The organism is Frankia sp. AiPs1 (assembly GCF_023716945.1).
GTDB lineage: Bacteria > Actinomycetota > Actinomycetes > Frankiales > Frankiaceae > Frankia.
In genome coordinates this window covers 1-2,774 of record NZ_JAMQQF010000695.1, presented here as the reverse complement: position 1 = coordinate 2,774, position 2,774 = coordinate 1, and the positions used below count along the sequence as shown (strand labels likewise).

Genomic DNA, 2,774 nt, shown 5'->3' with positions numbered 1-2,774 from the left:
GCCGCGACCCGTGCCCTCGGGCGCCACCACCACCGCCGGATTCAACCCCGAGGCGGGCACGCGCCGGGTCGACGGCGGCTGACGGGTCGCCCTGCGCCGCGCGCAGCGCCGCCTGCTCGGCGTCGTGTTCGCGCCCAAGCCGACGCAGCAGAACGAACCACACCGGAGCAATAGCCCAGAAAGCAATGTTGAATCCGATCACCGCGCCGCGCGCCTCGCCGAGAACCGCCCCGAGGATGGGGAATCCGAGCAGCATCGGGGCGAAGGCCGCGTTCAACCTAAAAGTGATCTTGGTCTTACCGAGCGCGTAGACCATGCAGGCCGGTCCCACCGGGACCGCCGCCGCGAGATAGTGCAGGATCGACAGGCCCAGGATGCCCTTCGTCCCGTCCCAGGTGTCGCCCAGCAGAGCGTGGCCATAGCGCTCCGGCAGGAAGTAGAACAGCAGGCTCCAGGCCGCGCCGATCGCGAGGACCAGCCCGGACAGCGCGTACGCCGCCCGCTCACGGGCGTGTACGTCCATCGAGGTCCGCTTGGAGAACTCGGGTAGCGCAAAGCTGACCACCCCGACCCCGACCACGGTGGTCGGACCGAGCAGCGTCCGCGCGCCCTGCAGGGCACCGATCGTCGACAGCGACCCGACCGCCCCGATCGCCAGCATCGACGTCTGCAGGGCGCCCTGGACCGTGATGAACTCCGCCGCCAGGTACGTCGAGTCCGTCCTGTTCGCCGCCAGCCAGCTCCTGGTCGCCCCGGGCGACGGCCAGAAGCCGGCCTGGGCGATGCCGATGAGGGCGGCGACCAGGGCCGAAGCTCCCCAGGCCAGCAGCAGCGGGGACGACTCGGTCACTCCACGGTGGACGAGCAGCCAGATCCCGAGCACCTGGACGACGGCCCACACGAGGTCGTTGAGGAACGCGCCGAACGGCCGTCCCATGGCGAAGAAGACGTACCGCCAGGCGTCCTGCAGGAGCAGGCCGGGCAGCACGAAGCCCATTGCCGTCAGGGCCGACCCGACCGGCCCGCCGACAACGAGTCCGATGCCGACGAACCCGACCCCGATCCCGATCCCGAAGACGAACGACGACCCGGTCGTGGCCGAGGCGGCCGACCGGAACGACGACGGCGTCGCGCCCGAGTAGTGCATGCTCAGCGGCATGCAGGTCGCACCGCGGCACAACCCGATCACAATGGCGAACAGCGTGTAGGCGATCCCGAAGGCGCCATACTCGACATCGCTGACCTGGCGGGCGATGAGGAACGAGATCGCCGCGTTCGTCGCGCTGGAGATGGCCTGGTCGGCGAGGGTCCAGATCGCCTTCGACCGGGTGCTGGGGCCGCCCCCGCCGGAGCCGGGCCCCCGGTCGGAATCGTCGACCTCATCAAGATCGTCACTGTCGACGCGGCGAGCCCGGCCGGCACGGCGGCCACGGTCGTCGACCACCCCGCCGGCGTCGACCCGGCGCCGCGCCGCGCCGCCCACCAGCCCGCCACGCCGATCGATGAGCCCGGTGTCCGCAGCATCGAGGACGCCCGCGTAGGCCACACCGGAGCGCGACGGATCGGCCCGGGTGTCGGAATGCGGCCGCCCGGGCACCAACCCGCGGGAGACCACCTGGGTGGACTCCACGTCCGCCGGGCCGGCTCGCCGGCGGCGGCGGTGCGAGCGGGGTGCTGGATCCTCGACCCGGGCGATGACCTCGGTCCTGTCGGCCCGCAGCCGGTGCTGTAGGGCGCTGAGGTCCATCGTCGAAGTGATCGTGTGCGGCAGCGGGCTACCGCCCGGAAACCGGCGTAGCCCCGGCAGCGCCGAGGTCTCCGGCGAGCGCGGCCCCGCACCCGCACCGCCCCCCGCATCTGCCTGTCCCGGCTGCGGTCTCGCCCCTGGGCCCGCGGCCGAACTTGAGACTGGGACTGCCACTGGGACTGGGGTTGGGACTGGGGCTGGGACTGGGGCTGGGGCTGGGACCGGGGTTGGAGCTGGGGATGAAGTTGCCGGATCTGAACCTGGGGCCGGATAGCCAGGTCCGAACCCGGGCAGGCTGCCGCCCACCTCGGGACCGCCGGCCTCGATGGACCGGCTGGACGTCCGCGGCGCCGTGCTGACCGCGATCCAACCCAGACCGGCGGATTGCCCCGCCGTCCGTGCTCTCGGCGCGGGCCGCGAGCCACCTTGAGTGTCCGGACCCGACGGCACGCCCGGACCCGACGGCGGTGTGGGAACCGGACCCGCAGGCGAAGCCCCAACGCCCGGCCGGGACGATGCGGTCCAGCCGGGCAGCGCTGATCCGGTCCTGCCGGGCGACGTCGGGTTCCGGCCTCCCGGGACCTGGCCCGCCGGCCCGCCTTCCGGCGGCGTCCAGCCGGTACGAGCCTGACCCGCCGCAACCCGGCCCGCCGAAGTCTCGCCCGGCGGAGACTGGCCCCGAGTTTCGCCCCGCGGGGACTGGTCCCAGTTCTGGCCCGGCGGAACCTGGCCCCGAGTCTCCCCGGGCCCGGACTGACCCCGAGGCTCGCCCGGCGGAGACTGACCCCGAGTGCCTCTCGGCCCGGACTGGCCCCGAGGCTCACCCCAGCCGGCCGGCGGCGACGCCGGGACGCGGCCCGCGAGGGGAATCCGCCCCCGCCGGGACCCGTCCGACGGCGACGGCCGACCAGCGGAGGTGCCCGATCCGGCGGGGTAGCCGCCCGGAGACGCCGACGGCTGGTTATCCGCGGCAATCGGCCCCGCCGCCGGGGTGGCCCGCGGGCGACTACCGATGGCGGCCCGGCGT

Annotated in this window: 1 protein-coding gene; it reads right to left on the bottom strand. The window is 73.7% G+C overall.

Annotation, left to right across the window (positions count from 1 at the left end):
* A partial coding sequence (locus ND748_RS29505; RefSeq protein ID WP_251749469.1) for a hypothetical protein occupies positions 1-1,747 on the bottom strand: 1,747 nt, incomplete at its 3' end.
* Positions 1,748-2,774: the final 1,027 nt, after the last annotated feature.